Here is a 19,104-nt window from a genome sequence, read left to right as displayed (position 1 = left end):
TAGGCTCAAAGTTTGTGCTGCTATCTAGCTTTTGTACTATATCTGCTGACGCATTGCTATTTCCGCCATAACGTCAATACTTTAACATTGGCGACAATACTTTATAAACATACATCAAACTATAGAGACACATGAATCAGACTGAATTTTGGAAAAATTTCCGTTTGGGGACAGAACTGCAAATTTCAGGATCTTTCATATTTAACTCACTACATACTTTTGACAGAATGGATATTTTCTATTTTGAAGAAGATTGTTTTGAGCTTCTTTATAATTCCTCTGTCGGTGTTGAGCGAATTCTAAAAATAGCAATTATTCTTTCAGAACACACAGAACACATCAACCAACAAGATTTTGAAAGATCGTTAATAACTCATAATCACCTAGACCTATTTAACAGATTAAAGAAAAGGCATTCTTTAAAGTTTTCAGACGTGCATATTCATTTCCTGCAAATGTTATCTGACTTCTATAAGTCAAGCAGATATGACAGATTTGGACTTCATTCTGTATATAATGAAAATTCAAGCAAGGCTTTGCTTATTGATTTTTTTGAAAAGCATCTTAAGACAAAAATTCTTGCGGAACTTCCTGTTTCAACAGAGATTGATAATCGAATGAGAAACTTTTGGGGCAGAACAATTGGCAAAATATCTCAGACTCTTTACGGCTTGATTGAAGAATTAGCAAGTGCCTTAAATATTTATACTTATGAAATTACATATGACACAAAAGCATACAAAATATTTATCGCCAAAGATTTTACTTTTGAGAGGGAGAAAACACTTCGCAAAGAATTACTGATTGCATTTCTTCAAAATAAATTTGACGATGGATTTGTTGAATTTATTAATAAAATAAAGCCCATTGAATTTGAATCACATTCAGCTAATGAATATATAAAATATTTAACTGACATTCACCCTAAACAGATTCTATTGGAGGAATTAGAAACCAGATACGAAGATGCTCCGTTCGACAAAGAAAGGGCACAGTACGTTTCAATAATTGGTTCCGACAAAAAACTTGAAGAGGACGATGATGACTATTTTTAGTAGCATATGCCGCCAACAGGGTGGGCGTTATGCGAACTGAAGCACAACTCTCAACTTTGGTAGATGCGGCAACTGTGTTTCTAAGCTTGACTGATATTGCCCAACAACAAAATTTCACTTTAACTATTTAACTTTACAAAACTACCTTAACGAGCTGAAAGTTTTTCAATTTCTGCCCATCGCAAATCTACAACCCGTCCCCCCCCTACCAAACCACCACCCGCTCCGTAACCTACACACCCCCGGCGCCACATCCAAATTTAACTGAAAACGACCCGCGCCAAACGACATAGCAGACGCCGCCTGCATACACCCGCTTACATTGGTGTGCGTAAACTGTGCATCGGCATCGGGCAGTAATTGGCTGAATGCGCATTAAGAACACAAGCCTACATCGCATCCAAAGGACTTTTTACATTGCCCTGGCTTTTCTTGCTAACGTGCGTGTATATTTCAGTGGTTCGAATATCGTTATGTCCAAGCAGTTCCTGAATAAGGCGAATATCTGTTCCCTGTTCCAGTAAATGTGTGGCATAACTGTGTCGTAAACTATGTATGCCTATCTTCTTCCTTATCCGCGCCTTCTTCATGGCCTGTTTAAACACCGCCTGCACGCTCCTCACACTATATTGTCCGCCATACATTCCTTCAAAAAGAAAATCTTTGGGTTTGTAAGTAATAAAATACTCACGAAGTTCACCCAATATAGACCGGGGCAAATTTACATAACGGTCTTTCTTCCCTTTGGCACTTACAACCATCACCTGCATACGCTTACTGTCAATATCTGAAATTCTCAGATTTACAATTTCACTTACCCGCAAGCCCATACCGTAACAGAGCTTCAGCATTACCCGATGTTTGATATTCTCTGTTAGCGATAATATCTTTTTCACATCATCCATATCCAGTACTTTAGGCAAGGAACTCGGTTTCTTAGGTCGTGGAATTTCTAAGAAGAACTTCTCACGCCGGAGCACTTGTTCGAAATAAAACTTAATTGCATTGATACGGCTATGCAAATGGTTTTCTTTCATTTGTAATTCCTGTATGCAATACAAGAAATAGGCCCGCAATCGCTCGGAAGTAAGTTTATCAACAGGATATTTTTTTAGCACATAAAGTAATTGGGCAAACTCAATGGAATAGGTACGTATTGTGTGCTGGCTGTATCCTTTAAGCAGGAGTTGCTCTTTAAAACGCTGAAAAGCCGCTAAGTTAACAGATGCAATTTGGGATAACACTTCCTTTCCTGAAGGCTGATCCTCTAATTGAAATAATTTCCGGTGTTGAGGACTGTTATTTACGTACCACATTTTTTTGCTTTGGCTCCAAACCGGCCGGGTATGTTCTTTCAAATGTGCAATCAGCAAATTATCCTTAGGAAATGAAATCCAAATCACGGATAGCCCCTTATGGCTTCCAAATGTGAATGAATAAGAATTCCAGCTATTGCGCATTTTGTATATCCTCAAATTAGATATTCATTATGCGCAATATACGTATTTTATATATCTTTTTACTTAAATCCTTGTTTTAATGGGATTTGCTGTGCAACTATTTCGAATTTGAAAAATGGAATAATTGCGTATATTTGAAAGTTATGCACAACCATAGAATGACACGAGCAATAATATTCATATTGACCATTTTTTGCAGTTTGACAGTTAAGGCTGACTTACCAGGACCCGCATATCAGTATGACAGATACTCCGAAGACGAGAAATTTTATTTCAAATCAATCCCATTTTACAATTACGACTTGACAAATTTTGGGAAGACCATTGTTTATGATAGTAAAAGCAAAAAAGAACTTTACAAAATTGACAACTACTTACCAACAGAAGCATTTATCAGTAACACAGGGAAGACTTTAGTTACAACGACCTATTGGATGTGGGGGCATTCAGACTTTGAGAAACAGGAGTTGATAGAAATTTTCATTAACGGAAAAAGTTCAATTACATATTTCATAGACGATTTGGTAACAGACAAAAGTAAACTTCAACAAACAAGTTCACATACTTTGTGGTATAAGACAATGAATGTTACCAATGACACATTATACATTAATACTCTTGAAGATAAGATTGTTTGTATTGAGTTGTTGACAGGAAAAATAATCAACCGACATAAAAAAGCAGATTTTAAAAAGTGGGATAGTATTACGAAAATTCCAGAACCTCAGACAAAATACTATCGTGACATTAAATATCCTGAAGGCTATTTATTTCCTGACCTAATTACGGGAAATAAATTTAGAGAAAGTTTAATTAAAGGACTAAACAGGACAGAAGTAAAAGAATATTCAGACTGCAAATATTACATTATGGTTTACGGGACAATTGATAAGAAAGGCAATTGCGAAATTTTTATGATAAGAACAAGCGTGGACAACAAAGAAGATAAAAATTGGGAACAACAAGTTAGCGAGTGGGTAACTAAACAGAAGTATAAAACAAACTTAATTCCTGAAAACTGTGACAAATGGGTGTTTCAAGAATATTTCTACCTCAAATGACAAGAATGGCTGTGCATAACACGGGTTTTGCGTCAGGCGGGGTGACGTGCAAACTTGGAGCATTGTGCTTCTAATGAACTTTAGTAATATATTGAAACTTTGTGCTTCGAAATCCCGCCCGAACGCAAAGCCCGAAAACGTTGTGCGTCATATTAGAAAAACACGAAATAGACAATGAACAAAAAATTGAAAATGATTTACATACTACTATTATTGACCTTAAACTTTTCTTGTATTGAAAAGAAATCAACAGAAAAAGAAACTGATAAGCCCGAATTGGTAGTAACTTCAAAAACCGACACCTTAAAATTTACTTCTGGAATACGTGCTATCTTTCAGGACAGTAAAGGTAATTATTGGTTTGGAAGCCATAACGAAGGCGTAAGTTTATATAATGGAAAATCATTTGAATACTTTACAACAAATGAAGGGTTAGCAGACAATCAAATCCGTTCAATCCAAGAAGACAATAATGGAAAAATTTGGTTTGGAACTGCAAGAGGAGTTAGTGTATATGACAAAGGAAAGTTTACTAATTATCCATCTATAAATAACAACCCAATATTTGATTGGAATAAAACCAATGGAGATTTATGGTTTAATGCGGGTGCGGAAGACGGAATAAATCGTTTTGACGGAATAAATATGAACTATTTGATTTTCCCAAAACCTAAAAATAAAAATGCTGATAATTCTGACAATACTTATGGTGTTACGGGTATATCAAAAGATAAAGACGGTAAAGTATGGATTGCAACTTATGCAGCGCTATTTAACTATGATGGTAAAATGGTAAATATCTTTGATAAAGAAAAATTAAACCTAAAAGATAATGAGCGTTTGCATATAAGAAGTGTATTAGCAGATTCAAAAGGACGAATTTGGATAGGAAATAATGGAATTGGCGTTTTGCTTATAGAAGGTAATTCAACAATTAATTTTTCTGAAAAGCATCACTTAATTCATCCAACAAGTAAAAGAAATGGAAATAAATCAGAACCAGGCACATTGGAACACCCTTTTGCTATTGAAGAAGATTCGGAAGGCAATATTTGGTTTGGAGATTTATATACAGGAGCTTGGCAATTTGACGGTAAAACTTTGACAAACTATTCAATTAGTAACAAACTATCTAACCCAATGATTTGGACTATTTATAAAGACAACAAAAACAATTTGTTTTTTGGAATGGCAGACGGAAATATATTTAAGTTTAACGAAAAGGCTTTTGAAAAGCAATTTTAAGAAATACGAACGCACAACAGCAGTTTGGCAAAATGGCGGGTTCAGTGCTAAATTGAACATTCGGATTTCTAATAAACATTTGTGCTAAATTGAAACTAAGCACTTCTAAATCCGCCACTTCGCCAAGCTGCAAACCGTTAGGCACAATTATAAGACAGACACCATAACAATGAACATTGCTTATACGACAAGAAATTTTCACCCTGACGAGTTGCGAATATTAAAGACATTGAAAACGCAGAAAGAAAAGGAAACAAGTAGTAAAATTAAGTTCTATCATTTTCTTATTGCTGGACTTTTAGGAGCAGGTTTGACATATATTACGACTATAATTCCAGACAGTTTTTGGACGTTTCTTTTCGGGACAATTGCTGTTTTCGCCTTTTCGTTTATTGTTTTTGGGCCTTACGAAATCTACAAACAGAAAAACAGACATAAATTATTTTTACGACAACTAAGTTCAGCTATAGAGAAAGGGACGGTTGACACTTGCCTAGTTAACACCAAACGTATTGCAATAGCACCAGAATATGAAGATGAAAGCGACTTGTATATTGTTGAGCTTAACGACAACGAAGTTTTATATATGTGGGACACTGAATACAATTTAAATAAAAAGTTCCCATGCTTAGACTTTGAAATATACGAGGACAGCTTTTTCAAACTCGTTGGCAGACAGATTTACCCGTTAAGTGAAAAAGTTCAGCCAGTGAAAATTGACAAGAAAGCAAAATGGAATTTTATGAAAACACATGGAGCATCGGGACATTTAGAAACGGAAAAAATAAACTTTGACGAACTACTACAGAAATATAATAACTGTGCCTAACACGGGTTTTGCGTTAGTGGGCGGACAGTACGAATAGAAACATTTTAGCAATTAATTAACTTTGGTGCTGGCAGACAGTTTACGGTTTCAAAAGCCCACCAACGCAAAGCCCGAAAACGTTGGTGGCAATTCACTCTTAGACTCACTCCACGATCTCCGAAGTTAAGGATTAGAAAAAGGGAGAATTTATACTCCAAATAAAGCCTATAAACAACGGAATCAAACATTAAACAAAACGTCAGTTAGTGTCACAAAACAAACTCAATAACTTAGCAATTGCATGCAAATTAAAACGTTCAAACCACAAAACAAAGAGCTTCAAAGATACATTGACAGTTTTTACATTTTGGAACATTCTCGAAATGAAAAGAAAGTCAGTTATTTAACATTTCCTTCCATTATTACATTTGTATCAGTAGAACTAAATTCGGAAAGCATAATAACTTCAAAAAAAATTATTACCAAATTTTCCAAGTCGAAATCTATAAATACCGGCTTGGTTTGTAGATTTAATAAGCCTATTTGCTTTCAATATGAAGGAGACATAAAAGAAATCTGCATCTATTTTAAACCTTTAGGTCTTAATGCTTTTTTAGAAAAATCACTGGAAACTTATAGCACTAGTTATTATGATTCTTTTGTACCTTTTTTGGATTATGAAAAATCTATGAGCGAAATATTGAAAATAGAAGACAAAGCTTTATTAGCTCAAGAATTAGAGGCCTATTGGGCAACTAAAATTATTGGATTTGAACATCCTTTTTTATACAATGCCATTCATCTAATTCAAGAAAATTATAATATCAAAACATCTGATTTAGCAGAAGAGTGTAAAGTAAGCCAAAAGACACTAATATCACATTTCAAAAAACATTTATGCAAAACACCCTCAGAGTATAAGAAAATCCTTCGCTTCAGAAATGCCTTATCAGTAAAACATCAGTCCAATCAAAATACCAAATTGTCCGAATTAAGTTATATAATTGAATTCTTTGACCAATCGCATATGGTAGGCGATTTTAAATCATTAACTGGATTCACACCAAAGGCTTTCTTTAAAGATCTAAAAACGATTGAAGGCAGTAATATTCATTGGATATATAGTTAAGGTAAATCTTTTACAATTTTATCAGTATTCAATTTGCCAAATTTGTAGTCGATTAAAATAACTGACTATGAAAATAAAATTAACATTCCAATATGTATTGACATTTTTAGCTCTGACTTTTATGATGCACGAAGCACATGAAATAGTTCACACTTCTGTTGGACGTTTAATTTGCGGATGTTGGGGTCAAAGAGATTTTAATGTTTGGGGACTTTGCGATAGCTGTGAAACAAATCCATATGGAATATTTTCAACTATCGCAGGACCAGTATTTACATTTGTAATGATTTGGTTTGGAAGTTTTCTTTTGGATAATAATAACCAAAACCAAAAAGCTTTAGGTTTTTCATTGATATTTGCTAACATGCCCTTTGGAAGAATATTAAATCCAATATTTGGCGGTGGAGACGAAGTGGTGGTGGCTGATACATTTATTGATAACTGGGATTTATCGAGGATTATCGTTTTGATTTTGATTATACTTATTGTAGCTTTTCCTCTCATAAAAGCATACAGACTGATTGAAAACAGGCATAAAATCGGATGGTTTTTAATGTTTTTACTATTGCCATTTATTTTTGACATATTGATAGTTCTATTAGGTATGAATACATTGCTAGCAATGGGAGTATTGAGCAAAAATTGGATTTTCGGTTCACCAGTTCTGGTAACCGTTTGGACAATTACAGTAACATTAATATTTGTATTAACTAGAAAAAACATATTCAAACTAATAGCAAAATAAACTGCCACCAACACAAGCTACACGCAATGCGGAGCTTGTGCAAGTTGCAAATGTATTTTTTCAGCAGCAGAATATTTTTTGCATTTGCCATTAAGTTCAGTATATTTAATAAAGGTTTTCGGTTAAGAGAGTTTTGTGGTTATTTATTCCGCACCGCGCGTAGCCCGAAAACGTTATGGGCTACAATCAAAGCTGCTTGACCTTACAGAAAGTACAAATGACTACGAACAGAAATGGGACGTTTCATCAGAAGCAAAGTGGACTGAAATCATCGGACAAAAAATAGTCGACTTCAAAATAATATGGGAAGAGACCTGGACTTCAAATCTTGACAGCCCAAATAAAGTTTATACAACATATCCGCAGACAATTGAGATCAAAACGGAAAACGGATAGACAATTATTTTAAGTGCTTCTGAATTTAATCGTGACGAAGAAACTGAAATTTTTCCATTAATGGACAACCTGCTCGTTACGACAAATGTTGACTTGGCGAGACAACTAAATTTTATAGAATGATAAGAAATGCAGCCCATTACAGCACATTGGCAATAGGCGGGGTTTCGTCTATGCTTGAAACTTTTGTGGTTACAGAAAGTTCAGTTCTCCGCATCAACATTGGCGGTAAAAAACACGTCCATCGAAAATCTGCAAACCGTTAGGCATAATTTTAAAATAACACGGGCGACTAAACTTTTTTGAAAATAGTACCACCAACAGGATTAAAAAATGAAAGCTGAAGAAATAAGTAGTATTGATAAACTCATAGAGAATAATAAACACTGGGCATCTGATGTAATTAAGGATGATCCTGAGTATTTTGCTAGGTTAGCAGACGTTCAAAAACCTGAATTTTTATGGATAGGTTGCAGCGACAGCAGAGTACCTGCTGACAGAATAACAGGAACACAGCCAGGTGAAATTTTTGTTCATCGAAACATAGCAAATATGGTTATTCATACTGATATGAATTTATTGGCTGTGTTAGAATATGCTGTTGACCATCTTAAAGTTAAACACATTATAGTATGCGGACACTATGGCTGTAGCGGAGTTAAGGCGGCAATGAGCAGACACGACTATGACCTAATTAACAAATGGATTAGAAATATTAAAGATGTTTATAAAAACCATAGAAACACAATTGATTTTCAAACGAAACCAGAAGATAGATTAAATAAATTAATAGAACTTAATGTTGAAGAGCAAGTAATGAATTTAGCCAAAACCAGTATTGTTCAGCGTTCTTGGAAAAAACATCAAATTCCATCAATCCACGGTTGGGTTTACAGTTTGCAAGATGGTCTTATTAAAAAAATATATACAATGACATATAAGGACTATATGGACCCACTTTATGAGTTTGACGACCTTTAAACCGCTAATTTAAAAGATAAAACAGATATAATTATACTATTTCATTATGATAACAATCGACAACTATTTAGACAGCCATTACATACACAGAAGCAACTGGTTGAGAGCTGCTGTTCTTGGTGCAAATGACGGTATAATTTCAATTTCAAGTCTTGCTATTGGGGTAGCTGCTGCAAGTTCGACAAGAGAGCCGATTGTTTTAGCAACAGTCGCTGGACTTGTTGCTGGTGCTTTATCTATGGCAGCGGGTGAATATGTTTCTGTAAGTTCTCAAACAGACACCGAAAAAGCAGACATTGAAAGAGAGATTAAAGAACTTAAGGAAATGCCAAATGAAGAACTTAATATTTTGGCTCAAATCTATGAGAAACGTGGACTGAAAAAAGAAACAGCTATGCAGGTAGCAATTGAACTAACCGAAAAAGATGCATTAGGAACTCATATTAGAGACGAATTAGGTATCAACGAAATAAGTCAAGCAAATCCAATACAAGCTGCTTTAGCATCAGGAGCATCTTTTACTGTTGGTGGTGTATTACCGCTTTTAGTTGCTCTTTTTGCACCCATTAAAGGAATGGAATATTGGTTGTATGGTTTTACAATAATTTTTCTCGTCATTTTAGGAGCCACATCTGCGAAAACAGGTGGTTCAAGTATTAAAAAAGCTATCTTGCGAATTACAATTTGGGGAACAATTGCAATGGTGCTTTCTGCGTTAGTTGGTTACCTATTTGGAGTAAACATTTAATTCAAAAAATAAAATATGAACGGGGCACATTGGCATTTAGTGGTAAATCATTTTCCCATCATTTTCCCTATCGTGGGAGTAATCGTAATGATTACAGGACTTATTTCAAAATCAGAAGCTGTGAATCGGACGGCATTTATGATTTTTATTCTTGGTGCATTAACCGCGATAGCAGCTATGAATACAGGTGAAGGTGCTGAAGAAGTAGTAGAAAACATAAATGGAGTTACTGAAAACTTCATAGAAACCCACGAAGAAACAGCAGAAACATTCGCTATACTTTCTTACATTCTCGGTGGCATTTCTTTGCTAGGACTTTGGACTAGCTTTAAACAAAAATCTTTTTCTTCAATAATTTCAATTGCAACATTGATTTTCGCATTTGTAGTATTATTCTTTGCTAAACAGACAGGTACAACTGGCGGTGAAATAAGACACACCGAAATAAGAAGCAGTAATAGTGTCCCTGCGACTGACAATAATAACGCTGAAAAAGACGAAGACGATTAATAATGATAAAAACAGAAAAGCAAGGTTTACTTCACCTGCTAAAAATTGCAACACCGTTTATTATAATTACAACGGTTTATACAATTTTTGTGCTGGCTCTTGAAGAATATTTCGGTGACCACATTTACAAAATATCTGGACAAATAGGTTCGGTATTTGGTCTAGCTGTGGCTTTCTTCCTTGGTTTCAGGATGAACTCTGCGTATGACAGATGGTGGGAAGCAAGGAAAATATTTGGTGAATTGACAAACAATACACGAAGCTTTGTTGCTAAAATTTATGCCTACTATGGAAATGAACAACATTTCAAAGAAACCAAACAAAATAATCTAAGCCTTAAAGGGCGTAAAATCATAGGATTAAGCATTTTATATATTAGACAGCTAAAAAATGAAATGCAGAACAACTTACATCCAACATTTGACAACCAATCTATCGAACTAATATCAGACTTTAAAATCAACACTGATAATAAAATTTCAAATGAAATTTTATTGGCCATCACCAAAGAAATTGAAGATGATTTTGCACCAATAGCACGAATTGAAAAAGGAGATTTGATGCAACACATCAACCGTTTTTTTGACATTCAAGGAAAAGCAGAAAGAATAAAGAATACACCATTCCTAATGATTTATAGCGCATTCACTAAATTAATAGTGAGCTTCTATGTAATACTTATTCCATTGTTTATCGGTGACATTGACTTAGGTGGTGAAGAAAGTGGTTTTGAGTTTTTGGCTGTTCCAATAATGGTTATCATCAGCACAGCCTTTTTGACAATAAACAAACTTGCGAATTTGTTTGGAGAGCCATTTTCAGAAAACAAAACATCTGTAACCATAGACGAAATTTGTAAGACAATAGAACAAAACTGCAATGAAGTATGCGACAAACTGAAATAAAACCACGCCTAACAGCACCTGCCCAAAAGGCGGGGTTTCGTGTTTCAAAGACAGTTTGGTGGTTAATCAAACATTAGTTTTTCAAATCAAGTTTTGTCGTAAAAGTCCCGCCCTTCGCAAAGCTGCAAACCGTTAGCCGTCTTTGTAAAAAGACACCGTACAAAAATTGACAATGGAATTAAACCCGAAAACATATGAACCAAATATCGAACTGACAGAGTTTGTCAAACGATATTGGACATTAGACGGTGAAAAGGAAAATATACCTCTCAAAAACACCATTGTGCCAGACGGAACAATGAAATTAATATTTCACTACGGTGACACTTACAAACATCATTCTCAAAATGGTGAAATAACAATTTTACCAAAATGCTTTTTAATCGGACAATTGACAAAACCTTATGTGATTGAGCCGGTTGGCGTAACGGGCAGTTTTGTTGTTCAATTTAAGCCTAATGGATTTTTGCCTTTCTCGTCAATCCCAATTAAGGAGATGGAAAACAAAGCTGTACGATTGGATATATTATTTGGAGAAGACGGCAAAAAGCTTGGTGAACAAATATTAAATGCAAACTCTACGCCTGAAAGAATTCAAATTATAGAGGCATTTCTTTTCAAACAATTAACCAATAAAAAAACTATTGACAATATCGTAAAATCAACAGTTGAGACTATTTTCAACAGAAATGGCCGGTTTTCTGTAAATGAATTTTCAGAAAGCAATAACATAAACCGAAGACAATTAGCTCGGAAATTTTCTTCAGCTATAGGATTAAGCCCGAAGCAACTCGCCAAGACAATTAGAATTCAAACGACTTTGAAAGTATTGTTGAATGAAGACATTACAAGTCTAACTGACCTGGCTTATGAAAACGAATATTTTGACCAGGCACATTTTATAAAAGAATTCAAGGAATTTACAGGTTTAACACCAAAAGAGTTTTTCGGAGACAACCTTAAAATGTCGTTGATTTTTGACAAAAAATAGCCTTGTCCCATTTTTACAATTTTGCCACTTAGGGTGATTCTACCTTTGCATCGCAATCGTGCAAAAACATAAAAATCATAGTAAAATGGCAAATGTAAATCCAGTTGGTTGGTTTGACATCAATGTGGCAAATTTAGACCGCGCAAAAAAGTTCTACGAAACAGTTTTCAATTTAAAGCTGACAGATGCACCCATTGAATGGGGCAAACAATCATTTTTCCCTTTCAGCCCTGAAAGCCACGATATTTCAGGGGCATTGGTGGAGAAAGCCGATTTTGTTCCGAGCAGCAATAATACGGTTGTCTATTTTGAAACCGAAGACAATATTGCAGAAGAACAAAGAATTGAAGCATCAGGTGGAAAAGTTGTACAACCTAAAATGAATATTGGTGAATTTGGTTTCATCTCAATTTTCATTGACACGGAAGGCAATACAGTAGGCCTTCATTCTCGTAAATAAATTTCATTTATGGCTTACGACACAAATCTTGCTGACAGAGTTAGAGAATATCTTGCCGAAATACCGGAAATAGACATTGAAGAAAAACTAATGTTCAATGTTCTAAACTTTATGGTAAACGGAAAGACTTGTGTTTGTGTAAGCGATGAAAAATTGATGTTACGCTTTGACCCAAGCCGACAGGAAGAACTTTACGAAAAAGAGGGTTACGAGACAATGTTAATGAAAGGCAAAGAATACAAAGGTTACTGCTATATAAATCCTGACGGGTTTAAAGACAGAAAAGACTTTGAATTTTTCTTAAACTTATGCCTTGAATACAATAAAGTTGCAAAATCATTCAAGAAACGAAAGGCGAAATAAAACAACGAACGGCTACGGCCAACAGCGGCTTTGCGTCAGGCGGGGTTCAGTGCTTCGTCTGACGCTTTTTGCTATATTTTAACTGTGGTGCTCCGTATCGAGTGTAGTGCTAAAAATCCCGCCCGAACGCAAAGCCGCCGCTCGTTACAATCTCCCCCTACCAAACCACCACACGCTCCGACACCCACACACCCCCGCCCCCCACCGAAAGCACATACACCCCCGGCGCCAGATCCACATACAACTGAAAACGACCCGCGCCAAGCGGCACAGCAGACACCGCCTGCACACGCCCGCTTACATCGGTGAGCGTAAACTGCACATCGGAATCGGGCGCGGGGCAGGTAACCAGCAGCTGCGAAAACGCCTGTGCCGGATTGGGCCACACACTGAGCGCGGGCAACGCCGTTTCTGCAACTGCATTGGGAATAATGCGTGCCACCCACGGGTCAACATCCACCACATCAGTTGAATCGCCGGGCTGCGGGAATGCGTAGCCTACAGCAAACGAAAGATTGCCCGCCGCATCCAGCACAGGCTCGCCAATGGAAGCCGTTGTGCCTTTGCTCACCACCATGGCATGGTTGCCCCAGCTGTCCCAGTTGCCCGGAACGGTTTGCACAGCGCGCCAGATATCGTAATCGAGCGAGTACCAGAATGTCCACGGGCCGTTGTTGGGTTGCCGCCAAACGTGCGGATGCTCAATGTGGCCTGCTGCTGCCGAAACGGTGGTAATGAGTTGCGGTGCGCTCCACGTTACACCATCGTCGTTGCTGAGTGTGTAGTAAAAATCGCGGAAGGCGGCGTTGGTGTATTTTTCAAACACCAGCAGCAATGTATCGCCGTTGAGGCGTTCGAGGTGCGGATTGTCGGCCTGAAACTCGGTGGAATCGGGATTGATGGGTGTGGGCAGACGCACGGCCGAGGCAAAACCCGAAAGCGTATCGGCCGCATTACGAATCATCCAGATGTCGTTGTTGCGGGTGAACAGAAAAATATCAATCAGCGCGGGATTTGCGGCATTGAACACCGGCATGGGCGAACCTTCTATGGCGGCCTGCGTGCGTATGCCCGAAAGCTGCCAGTTGTTGAACAGCCCGGTGGAGGCATCTACGCGGCTATACACAAGGTCGATATTGATAAACGTATCGCAGCCGAATGCGTTGCCCGTAATATCCATGCCGTAAAGCGGGGCATAGCTGCGGTAATAGGCGCCGGTGCCAAACACATCGCAAAGGGTGTAATTGGGATTTCCGGCGGTGGCGCTCATAAAACCAAGCCACGAAAACAAATCGGCCGGCGAATAAAGCGCATACAGCATGGTGCCGCTGCGGTTCAGGTGAATGCCGTCTTCCCAGCCGTAACTGTGCAAGGGCTGGGCCTGCGGGGCAAAATAACTGGCGGCAAAAGGTGCCTGAATTACCGGCTGCTGCACGGCTTTTAAACTGTCCCAGCGCTGGGCCGCGGTCTGCGCCTGCAACAAACCGCCTGCAAGCCACATGAGAAACAAGACCGGATAAACGCGTATTTGGCACATCATACCGAAAAATTACGACAATTCCGGCTCACTTTGTAACTTGCGATTCGCATTCGCGTTCAACACCACATTAATCACGCTTAGCTGAACCCGCTTTTACGCATGACCCGAATCAAATTTGCCGCATTTCCGGCCATATACATTTTTGTGGTGCTGGCTGCACTTGCATCTGCCGCAGGCTGCACCAGCGAGGAGCCATCGGGCACGGTGCAGGATACCCTCACAGACACCAACGCCGCCAACACGGCCTCGGCCGAAAATGTATTCTACTACATTCCCTCACCTATTGAAATGGCCGACCTGCTGCGCCGTGCCGGTGCGGGCTACGACAAAGACCTGCCCAACGCGCCCGAAAATGTATCGCGCTACACCACCACCACTTCGCAGGCGCTCAACCTGGGCATCTATGGTGCCGATCTTTCGTTTGCCGGCATCATGAACCAGACAGCCGAAACGATGATGTTTATGAGCTGCGCCAACAAGCTGGCCGATGGGTTGCACGTATCCGCAGCCTTTTCGCCCAGCCTGCGCAACAGGCTTGAAGCCAACATGAGCAGCCGCGATTCGGTACTGAACATTATTACAAACGCCTACTGGGACTGTGATGCCCTGCTGCACGAAAACAACCAGCAGCACGCTTCGGCACTGATGATTGCCGGGGGCTGGGTGGAAGGACTTTACCTTGCCTGCCGTGTGGCCGAAAAAACAAACAACAACGAAATCCGTATCCGCATCGCCGAACAGCGTTTCTCGCTCGACAAACTCATTGACCTGCTCAACAGCCATAAAAACGCCGACCTTCAGGCACTGGCTGCCGATTTGCAGGAGCTGAAAAAAGAATACGATAAACTCCCCGCCCCCCCCGAAACGTCGGCTAAAGAAGAAAACGGCATCACCGTAATCGGCGCCGAAGACGAAGTAAAGCCTGTAAGCCTTAATGCGCTTGAGTTCAAGGCTATTTTCGACAAGGTAAAGGTGATTCGTGAAAAAATTGTGAGCCGGACCTGAGCGGCCGTTTGAAACCCTGCACACACACCCCACGTAAAAAACGCATGAACTGGCACAATTCGTGTTTGTGCTTTTTCAAACAACTCCAATGCGTCGTTTTTACATCGCTATTACTGCTGCTGTCCTCCTTTTCGCTTCTGCCGGCGAGCTTGCCTATGCGCAATGCAGCAAAAACTGGTCACGCAAATGCATCACCAAAGTTTCGCCGTTTACCCACAACGGACAAATGAATACAGTGCAAATGCGCGAAGGACAGAAAACGGAAGCCGTACTCACGTTCAACTCCGGACAGGATTACCGCATTCTTGTATGCGCCGAAGAAACACTCGAAAACGTTTCGTTTGTGGTGTATGATATGAAAGGGCGTATTGTGTTCGACAGCAAAACCAAAAACAATACGGATGTGTGGGATTTTAAAGTAAAAACCACCACGCAGCTTAAAGTTGTAGTTGACGGCGGCCGTAACGAAAACAGCAAAGGCAACGCCACCGGCTGCGTATCCATACTGGTAGGATTCAAGAGTTCCTGATTATTTGTTTGCAAACAAAGCGGCTTCCGGGTAATTCCGGAAGCCGCTTTAATTTTACGCTTGTGCGAATGAATTACTGACGCAAAAATCGTTGCGTACTGAAATTCCCTCCGCTGCTTTCGAGCTGAAGCAGATACACACCTTTTTCTAATGCGTCAACGGTAAGTTGCGAAGAAGTCAGTACACCTGATTCCACCATACGCCCTGAAAGATCGACGATGCGGAAGCGACGGCCGGTGAGCGTTTCTGACGAACGGATGTGAAGCACTTCAGAAGCAGGCACCGGATAAAGCGACCATGTGTCGGTTTCCACGGCTTCGATACCCGTAGGAACTGAAGACACCACATTCACCACAAAAGGCGAACTGGCGGCCTGCTGTGCAAGACGGAATACGATAAGCGACTGACACAGGGTATCGTAACAATTGCCGGCCTGATCAATTATGCTGAGACAAATGGTATAAGTCCCCGGCTGTGCATACACATGTGAGGGAAACGCAGTGGTATCGTAGGTATTGTCGCCCCAACTCCAGATAAAGGTGGCTGAAGGTGAAGCTGTGGAAAGATTAATCACCCACGCCATCGGGCTGCTCTGCAGGGTATCATAAACAATATAAAAATCAGCATTGCATGAGGAGGGATTATTCCCAATCACATTCATCAGTGTGTCGCAGGCCAAATCAAAGCACATCGCCGCAGAATCATACACAAATAAACATATTGCATAATTACCCGAAAGTGCATAGCTATGTGTCGGACTTGCAAGCGAAGATGTATTTCCGTCGCCAAAATCCCAATAATAGCCGGCGGTGGGCGAACTTGTGCTGGTATTGGTGAAGCTGTACACATTACCGGCATTGAGCGTTGTAGTAAACGATGCATTGCATGATGATTGAGTTTGTACGGCCACATAAGCAGTATCGCACGATGAACAGCCGTTAGCATCTGTTGCACATACTACATACTGACCGGGCAGCAAACCGGAAACAGTACTACCGGTATCGCCGTTGCTCCACGCATACGTGTAGGGAGCCGTACCACCCAATGCAGTGGCAGAAAGCACTCCATCCGCACAGGTTGCACAGCTTGCATCTGAAACCGGCATTGAAAACACAACTACATTGCAAATTACATTCCCTGTAACCGCTATCGTATCCGTTACAATGCTTAAACACTGACTCGCGGAATCGAGCATAGAGAGTGTGACCGGATAATTTCCGGGAGCGGAATACGTATGTGAAGGATTCACACTAAAATCGCCCGGCGTATTATCGCCGAAATTCCACCAGAAATAGGTAGTATTGGGATTAACCGGTGTGGATGTATTGGTGAAATTCACCACGTTGTTTTGGGTCTGGCCTGCATTAAACGAAGCCGTACATTGCCCGGATGCCTCAACAGAAAAACCTGCCAGCAGCGTCAGAAAGAGAATTTGTTTTTTCATGTGAATTAGATTTTAAATTCGACCGCAAGATCATCTGCCGTTTATTTAGAAAAATTCAAACATCTCGCCTCCCTTACTCCCTCAGCTGCAATCTAACCGAATTTAAACCGATTGAACAAAAACAATTAATTTTACATTATTACGATACAAAACCAATACAACATAGCAATAACAATACCTAGAATATTATTCATATTATTTATTTTAACAACTATTCGAATCTAAAACCACTTTCATCTTCACCTCTCACGCAGTGTACAAACTAAACAAACAGAACTAAACTCAACATTGGTTTTAGACCTCAGAAGCGGTCCAGACTTTACCCTTCGGCTTTGAAATGGACAATTTTGAGTTGTACTCAAACTGTAAGGTGTAGTCAATGAATGAAGTCCGGGAATATCCGAAAAGCAAAAAGCCCCGGAAATCCGGAGCTTTTTACATCGATACACACAAACAAACTGAACTACTGCTTCATAAAACGTTTTACAGAAACATGACCCTCATCATCCGTTACAGTTAACAAATACACACCGGGCAATAAATCAACAATTGAAATCCGGCTTTCATTAAATACACCCGCATGTACCTCGCGGCCCGTTACATCAAGTATGTGATAATTCAAATCTTTAAGTGCGGCAGGAGTTTGCACATTGAGCATATCATTTGCCGGATTGGGATACAACGACCAGCCAAGTTGTTCGAGTTCACTCGTGCCGCTGATAATTACCTGAATGGTATCACAAAAGGTTGACTGGCAAGTAGAATCAAACATGGTGAGGCAAACAGTATAATTGCCCGACGAGGTATAGGTAGTAGAAGGATTTACAGCCGAACTCGACTGACTGTTGCCGAATGTCCATGAAAAGAAGTAACCCACTGTTCCCGGCAACGATGTATTGGTAAACTGCACCTGCCCCGAACCATTTACTGAATAGCTGAATGCAGCCTGACAGGGCGGCGGCGGGTTGCCGTTCACCTGAATGGTATCGCAATACGTTGACTGGCAGTTAGCCGAGTCAAACATGGTGAGGCAAACAATATATGAACCCGGCGACGCATACGTATGCGACGGACTCACGGCCGAACTTGTCTGGCTGTTCCCAAAACTCCACGAAAACGAATACCCCGAAGTGGAAGGTGTGGAGGTATTGGTAAATGCAATTACTCCCGGCCCGGTTTGCACCCATGTAAAACTGGCATTACACACCTGCGCATTGCCGGTCACCTGCACCGTGTCGCAATATGAATCCTGACAGTTAGAGAGCGAATCGAAAATGGTGAGACAAACAAAATACGTCCCCGGATTGGCATAAGTATGCACCGGATTGCTTTGATAACCCGTTTGCTGATCGCCAAAAGACCAGATACCGTTTACAAATGCGGGTGTAGATGTATTTGTGAATGCAATTACATTGTTCTGTGTTTGCGACCAGGTAAACGATGCGTTGCATTGGGCTGTAAGATTACCGGAAAGAATCATATAACCGATAATGAAGGTAAAGAAGGCTTTCATTGTGTTGATGTTTTAGATTACTGCACAATGTTACGCCGGTAACTACGTACAGGTTCAACAAGGAATTCGGTTTTCTTACCTGTTCAATTCATAAATAATCGGGGAAATTATCCCAACGGCATACACTGGCTTATCGCACAAGTGCTAAACAAAAACTAAACAAAGCGCCCGGATCTAACGCCCGGAACAATTATCAGCAATGCATTTCAGAGGAAA

General features: G+C 39.6%; 18 protein-coding genes and 1 pseudogene. 15 read left to right on the top strand and 4 right to left on the bottom strand.

The window, feature by feature from the left end; all coding sequences use genetic code 11:
- Window positions 1-131: 131 nt before the first annotated feature.
- Complete coding sequence (locus IM638_00860) at window positions 132-1,055, top strand: hypothetical protein (protein ID MCA6361562.1); 924 nt, start codon at window positions 132-134, stop codon at window positions 1,053-1,055.
- A gap of 389 nt (window positions 1,056-1,444) precedes the next feature.
- Here IM638_00860 and IM638_00855 read toward each other — a convergent pair whose 3' ends face one another.
- Window positions 1,445-2,515 (bottom strand): tyrosine-type recombinase/integrase, encoded by a 1,071-nt coding sequence (locus IM638_00855; GenBank protein ID MCA6361561.1) that lies wholly within the window; start codon window positions 2,513-2,515, stop codon window positions 1,445-1,447.
- A gap of 158 nt (window positions 2,516-2,673) precedes the next feature.
- On the opposite strand from IM638_00855, the gene IM638_00850 reads away from it, so the two are divergent.
- The 12 genes and pseudogenes from IM638_00850 to IM638_00795 all read left to right on the top strand — a co-directional run bounded on the left by IM638_00850 (window position 2,674) and on the right by IM638_00795 (window position 12,857).
- Window positions 2,674-3,576, top strand: a complete 903-nt coding sequence (locus IM638_00850; GenBank protein ID MCA6361560.1) for a hypothetical protein — start codon at window positions 2,674-2,676, stop codon at window positions 3,574-3,576.
- 174 nt (window positions 3,577-3,750) lie between these two features.
- On the top strand, window positions 3,751-4,821 hold the full coding sequence (locus tag IM638_00845) for a diguanylate cyclase (protein MCA6361559.1): 1,071 nt from the start codon (window positions 3,751-3,753) through the stop codon (window positions 4,819-4,821).
- Window positions 4,822-4,990: 169 nt separating this feature from the next.
- Window positions 4,991-5,650: a hypothetical protein gene (locus tag IM638_00840; protein ID MCA6361558.1), complete on the top strand. Its 660-nt coding sequence runs from the start codon at window positions 4,991-4,993 to the stop codon at window positions 5,648-5,650.
- Window positions 5,651-5,930: 280 nt separating this feature from the next.
- Window positions 5,931-6,758: a helix-turn-helix transcriptional regulator gene (locus tag IM638_00835; GenBank protein ID MCA6361557.1), complete on the top strand. Its 828-nt coding sequence runs from the start codon at window positions 5,931-5,933 to the stop codon at window positions 6,756-6,758.
- Between the two features lie 67 nt (window positions 6,759-6,825).
- Window positions 6,826-7,503, top strand: coding sequence for a hypothetical protein (locus tag IM638_00830; GenBank protein ID MCA6361556.1), 678 nt, complete (start codon window positions 6,826-6,828; stop codon window positions 7,501-7,503).
- A 744-nt stretch (window positions 7,504-8,247) separates the two neighbouring features.
- Window positions 8,248-8,880 carry a carbonate dehydratase gene (gene can / locus IM638_00825; protein ID MCA6361555.1) on the top strand — a complete coding sequence of 211 codons (633 nt, stop codon included), beginning with the start codon at window positions 8,248-8,250 and terminating at the stop codon, window positions 8,878-8,880.
- Window positions 8,881-8,926: 46 nt separating this feature from the next.
- Complete coding sequence (locus IM638_00820; protein MCA6361554.1) at window positions 8,927-9,628, top strand: VIT family protein; 702 nt, start codon at window positions 8,927-8,929, stop codon at window positions 9,626-9,628.
- A 15-nt stretch (window positions 9,629-9,643) separates the two neighbouring features.
- On the top strand, window positions 9,644-10,138 hold the full coding sequence (locus IM638_00815) for a hypothetical protein (GenBank protein MCA6361553.1): 495 nt from the start codon (window positions 9,644-9,646) through the stop codon (window positions 10,136-10,138).
- Window positions 10,139-10,140: 2 nt separating this feature from the next.
- A pseudogene (locus IM638_00810) lies at window positions 10,141-11,025 on the top strand (hypothetical protein).
- Window positions 11,026-11,215: 190 nt separating this feature from the next.
- On the top strand, window positions 11,216-12,034 hold the full coding sequence (locus tag IM638_00805; GenBank protein ID MCA6361552.1) for an AraC family transcriptional regulator: 819 nt from the start codon (window positions 11,216-11,218) through the stop codon (window positions 12,032-12,034).
- Window positions 12,035-12,119: 85 nt separating this feature from the next.
- Window positions 12,120-12,494, top strand: a complete 375-nt coding sequence (locus IM638_00800; GenBank protein ID MCA6361551.1) for a VOC family protein — start codon at window positions 12,120-12,122, stop codon at window positions 12,492-12,494.
- A 9-nt stretch (window positions 12,495-12,503) separates the two neighbouring features.
- The gene (locus tag IM638_00795) at window positions 12,504-12,857 is read left to right on the top strand and encodes a TfoX/Sxy family protein (protein ID MCA6361550.1); all 354 of its coding nucleotides are present in this window, start codon (window positions 12,504-12,506) and stop codon (window positions 12,855-12,857) included.
- A gap of 157 nt (window positions 12,858-13,014) precedes the next feature.
- Here IM638_00795 and IM638_00790 read toward each other — a convergent pair whose 3' ends face one another.
- Window positions 13,015-14,397 (bottom strand): T9SS type A sorting domain-containing protein, encoded by a 1,383-nt coding sequence (locus tag IM638_00790; protein ID MCA6361549.1) that lies wholly within the window; start codon window positions 14,395-14,397, stop codon window positions 13,015-13,017.
- A 99-nt stretch (window positions 14,398-14,496) separates the two neighbouring features.
- Here IM638_00790 and IM638_00785 point away from each other — a divergent pair, with 99 nt between their 5' ends.
- Both IM638_00785 and IM638_00780 read left to right on the top strand, forming a co-directional pair.
- A complete protein-coding gene (locus IM638_00785) occupies window positions 14,497-15,402 on the top strand; it encodes a hypothetical protein (GenBank protein MCA6361548.1) in 906 nt (301 codons plus the stop codon).
- Between the two features lie 88 nt (window positions 15,403-15,490).
- A complete protein-coding gene (locus IM638_00780) occupies window positions 15,491-15,931 on the top strand; it encodes a hypothetical protein (protein ID MCA6361547.1) in 441 nt (146 codons plus the stop codon).
- Window positions 15,932-16,004: 73 nt separating this feature from the next.
- Here the strand turns inward: IM638_00780 and IM638_00775 are convergent, their stop codons facing one another.
- Window positions 16,005-17,375 carry a PKD domain-containing protein gene (locus IM638_00775; GenBank protein MCA6361546.1) on the bottom strand — a complete coding sequence of 457 codons (1,371 nt, stop codon included), beginning with the start codon at window positions 17,373-17,375 and terminating at the stop codon, window positions 16,005-16,007.
- 463 nt (window positions 17,376-17,838) lie between these two features.
- Window positions 17,839-18,888 (bottom strand): PKD domain-containing protein, encoded by a 1,050-nt coding sequence (locus tag IM638_00770; protein MCA6361545.1) that lies wholly within the window; start codon window positions 18,886-18,888, stop codon window positions 17,839-17,841.
- Window positions 18,889-19,104: the final 216 nt, after the last annotated feature.

It is taken from the genome of Bacteroidota bacterium, assembly GCA_020402865.1.
In the GTDB taxonomy this organism is placed as follows: domain Bacteria; phylum Bacteroidota; class Bacteroidia; order Palsa-965; family Palsa-965.
This window is presented reverse-complemented; position numbering and strand designations above follow the sequence as displayed.

Coding starts and splice junctions, on each gene's coding strand:
- IM638_00790 (MCA6361549.1), bottom strand. CDS start 14,397: ATGATGTGCCAAATACGCGTTTATCCGGTCTTGTTTCTCATGTGGCTT.
- IM638_00795 (MCA6361550.1), top strand. CDS start 12,504: ATGGCTTACGACACAAATCTTGCTGACAGAGTTAGAGAATATCTTGCC.
- IM638_00840 (MCA6361558.1), top strand. CDS start 4,991: ATGAACATTGCTTATACGACAAGAAATTTTCACCCTGACGAGTTGCGA.
- IM638_00785 (MCA6361548.1), top strand. CDS start 14,497: ATGACCCGAATCAAATTTGCCGCATTTCCGGCCATATACATTTTTGTG.
- IM638_00860 (MCA6361562.1), top strand. CDS start 132: ATGAATCAGACTGAATTTTGGAAAAATTTCCGTTTGGGGACAGAACTG.
- IM638_00780 (MCA6361547.1), top strand. CDS start 15,491: ATGCGTCGTTTTTACATCGCTATTACTGCTGCTGTCCTCCTTTTCGCT.
- IM638_00800 (MCA6361551.1), top strand. CDS start 12,120: ATGGCAAATGTAAATCCAGTTGGTTGGTTTGACATCAATGTGGCAAAT.
- IM638_00815 (MCA6361553.1), top strand. CDS start 9,644: ATGAACGGGGCACATTGGCATTTAGTGGTAAATCATTTTCCCATCATT.
- IM638_00850 (MCA6361560.1), top strand. CDS start 2,674: ATGACACGAGCAATAATATTCATATTGACCATTTTTTGCAGTTTGACA.
- IM638_00830 (MCA6361556.1), top strand. CDS start 6,826: ATGAAAATAAAATTAACATTCCAATATGTATTGACATTTTTAGCTCTG.
- IM638_00845 (MCA6361559.1), top strand. CDS start 3,751: ATGAACAAAAAATTGAAAATGATTTACATACTACTATTATTGACCTTA.
- IM638_00855 (MCA6361561.1), bottom strand. CDS start 2,515: ATGCGCAATAGCTGGAATTCTTATTCATTCACATTTGGAAGCCATAAG.
- IM638_00775 (MCA6361546.1), bottom strand. CDS start 17,375: ATGAAAAAACAAATTCTCTTTCTGACGCTGCTGGCAGGTTTTTCTGTT.
- IM638_00770 (MCA6361545.1), bottom strand. CDS start 18,888: ATGAAAGCCTTCTTTACCTTCATTATCGGTTATATGATTCTTTCCGGT.
- IM638_00805 (MCA6361552.1), top strand. CDS start 11,216: ATGGAATTAAACCCGAAAACATATGAACCAAATATCGAACTGACAGAG.
- IM638_00835 (MCA6361557.1), top strand. CDS start 5,931: ATGCAAATTAAAACGTTCAAACCACAAAACAAAGAGCTTCAAAGATAC.
- IM638_00820 (MCA6361554.1), top strand. CDS start 8,927: ATGATAACAATCGACAACTATTTAGACAGCCATTACATACACAGAAGC.